The sequence below is a fragment of the Hydrogenophaga sp. genome, from assembly GCF_041633695.1.
GTDB lineage: Bacteria > Pseudomonadota > Gammaproteobacteria > Burkholderiales > Burkholderiaceae_C > Hydrogenophaga.
Genome location: NZ_JBFJMY010000504.1, coordinates 1 through 2,778, shown reverse-complemented (window position 1 = coordinate 2,778; position 2,778 = coordinate 1). Strand labels below are relative to the sequence as shown.

The 2,778-nt window shown below is 61.7% G+C and carries 3 protein-coding genes and 1 pseudogene; all 4 read right to left on the bottom strand.

Annotated features, from left to right (window positions below; translation table 11 throughout):
* A partial coding sequence (locus tag ABYB95_RS20815; protein ID WP_372661385.1) for a type IV secretion system protein occupies positions 1–389 on the bottom strand: 389 nt, incomplete at its 3' end.
* A 26-nt stretch (positions 390–415) separates the two neighbouring features.
* Positions 416–1,453 (bottom strand): type IV secretion system protein, encoded by a 1,038-nt coding sequence (locus ABYB95_RS20810; protein WP_008904121.1) that lies wholly within the window; start codon positions 1,451–1,453, stop codon positions 416–418.
* 15 nt (positions 1,454–1,468) lie between these two features.
* The gene (locus ABYB95_RS20805; RefSeq protein WP_008904122.1) at positions 1,469–1,876 is read right to left on the bottom strand and encodes a hypothetical protein; all 408 of its coding nucleotides are present in this window, start codon (positions 1,874–1,876) and stop codon (positions 1,469–1,471) included.
* Positions 1,873–2,778: pseudogene (locus tag ABYB95_RS20800) on the bottom strand (VirB4 family type IV secretion/conjugal transfer ATPase); the annotation flags it as partial. The gene ABYB95_RS20805 and the pseudogene ABYB95_RS20800, both read right to left, overlap by 4 nt.

The window sequence follows — 2,778 nt, the reverse complement described above, 5'->3', positions numbered from 1 at the left end:
TGGCATTGGGTGCGTGCGTCGCCGGTGAGGTCCATGCAGTTGTAGATCATGCTCACGTCGCGCAGCACCTTGGCCGTGGCGTTGAGCCCGCTGTAGCCCGACGTGTTGACCGCGTTGAGGTAGGTGAAGGCCTCGGCCGGGATGTAGTTCTTCAGCAGTGGGTTGTTGAACACATCGCCCAGGTTCCGGATGCCGTTGATGCTCTCGATTTGGGTTTGCAGTTGTCGAATCTGTTGAATCTGGTTGTTGATCTTGGTGATGTCGTTGATGACCTGCTGGACGGTCTGAACCAGGTTGGCCACGTCGATCACGGGGATGCCGGTGGCTCGGGCCTGGGTTGCGCCCAGAGCAATGAGGACGGCAGCGGCAACTTTGAGGCGGGTGTGCATGGTGAACTCCTTGGTGGGTGGGGTGGTCAGGACCGGCCGCGTTGGGCGGCGAGTTTGTAAGCGGCGGAGCGGGCAGCGCCGACGCCTCGGCGGGCCATGGATGCGGCGGTGTGTGGAAGACCGGCGCCTGCGCGGATGACGCCGCCAGCGCTAGCGGCGGCGGCGCTGGCGCTTCGGGCGGATGACGCAGAACGCAGGCCCGAAACCATCATGGCGTTCTGGATCATCTGGATGCCCTGTTGGATGGCGGCACCTCCGGTGAGGGCCGAGGCCAGACTGGGCGCCTGAAAGCAGATGATCGCCATGAGGACCATGACGACGCAGTACTTCAGGCTTTCCCCGACGACGTTGAATGTCGAGCCCTGAAATCCACCGTTGACCTGAACGGTTTGCACAATCGCATCGCCCATGAACGCGCTGATACCCAAGGCGAAAAATGCAAACCAGGTCAGTACGACGGCGTTCAACACCATCGACAACCAGCTGTCGAAAAAGCGTGCGGTGGGGCGCCAGGCCAGGCACAAGACGAACAGTGGACCTACGGAGATCACGAACGTGAGGAAGAGCTTGGCCAGCGTGACGACGAAGAGGGCGATGCAAAGAAAGACGACGTTGCCGATGGAGCAGACCACGGCAGCGAAGAGCAGGTCCAGACGCATGATTCCCGCGTCCTTCAGCAGATCGAGTACCAATTGGCTGGCACCGTCATTGAACCGGTCCAACAGCGCGTAGGGAGAGGAGATCGTGGTGGGGTCTGCGGCTGCCGGTAGAAACGTGGTGGCCACCCCCGTAGCCAGCGCATTGGCGGTGTCGGCCACATTCGCGATGTAAAAAGCCGATTGCAGAGCAAATGCCAGCACCAGGCCGATCTTGAATACCTTCCAGAGAAAGGTGGGCACCGTCTCTGGAACCTCGTTGCGCAGAACGGCCCATCCATACAGCGCTACCCAGATCGTCATCGCCGTCAGTGCGATCGGTGCGATCCCGGTCATGAGCGAACCCACGACGCCGAGCACGTAAGTGCTCAGGACCGCATCGAACTGTGAGCCGACCCAGGCAAACATGGGATTTCTCCTCGGCTATTGAACAGCGCTGACAGGGAGGCTTTTCAGGCTGACGCAGTTTCCCGAAATGTCGGGTTGCGCGCACTGCACCCATTGGCCTTTGATCTTCACGATCCACGTGCGTGATCGCTTTTCAACCCCGTAGGTCGAGGGTCGACAGGTCGTGGGCCGTGCAAAGACTTCGGTGCACTCGACCAGCCCCGAATTGCTCTCCAGCATCTTCCAGCCACCGCCAGCGCAGCCAGGCTTGGCGGCTGGGCATGGCGAGCCTAAGGCCACCGACGGGAGCGGCGGCACTTCCACCTTTTGGGTGCCATCGGTCATGACACGGACCGCCTCATTGCCTTTGACGAACTGGGCCGAGGCGGCGCTGGCGGCCAACGCGAAGGCGATCAGCGCAAACCATTGAGCGTGGGGTTTCATGGGGTTCTCCTTGAAGTACGGGATTTGCGATCCTGAACCTCGCGCAGCAGCTCGGGAAGCCACAGAAACGGATCGCTACCGTGCCGTTCACGAACGGTGTCGAGCAGGGCCACGTTGTCGGTGGTCGCCGAGAGCACGGTGATGAAATCGTCCATGCCACTGAGGTCCAGCTCGCAGATGGCGCTGCTGTGGCCTTGTTTCACGAGGAATCGGCGCCCGCCTTGTGCGCCGAGGCTGCGCACGATGCTGAATTCGGCCTCGCTGAGCCCAAAGCCTTCGACATACTCCTCGCGCATCGCCTCCGGGTTGGCCAGGAATATCTTGGTCACGCTTTGTTCGACCATGGTTCGCCCGATGGGGTGGCGCAGCACATCGGACGGGCTCTGGGTGTCGAAAATGCCCAGGCCGTTTTGCTTGCGGATGGTCTTCTGCTTCTGTTTGGCGAAGTCGCTGAAGATCTCGTGGCCCAGCGCTTTCCAGAACTCCGAGATCACATAGATCAGGCGTTCGCCGTTGACCAGCTCTTCCATCACCTGCAGCAGGTAGAGCATGACCGGCGTGCGCACCTCGGGCAGGTCCAGGAACTCGGTGGTGTCGAAGGCAATCACCGATGCCGCGTCCAGGTCCGCCAACTGGTCGTTGGCTTGGTCGAACACCCAGCCCAGGGCGCCACTTTCACACCAGCGCCCGAGCCGCTCGTACAGGCTGTTTTCACCCGACTTCGGAAGATTCTGGCGAACCGTCGAGAAGCGGCGCAGAGCGGTTGGCATGGTGGCCACCGTCTTGACGGCATCCGCTATGGCGCGTTCATCAGCCGGCAGCAGCGGCAGAGCCGGGGTGGCAATGCAGGTGCGGATCAGCTGTTCCCAGAACTGGATGCGCGCCGGGGTGGGGTCGCGTTG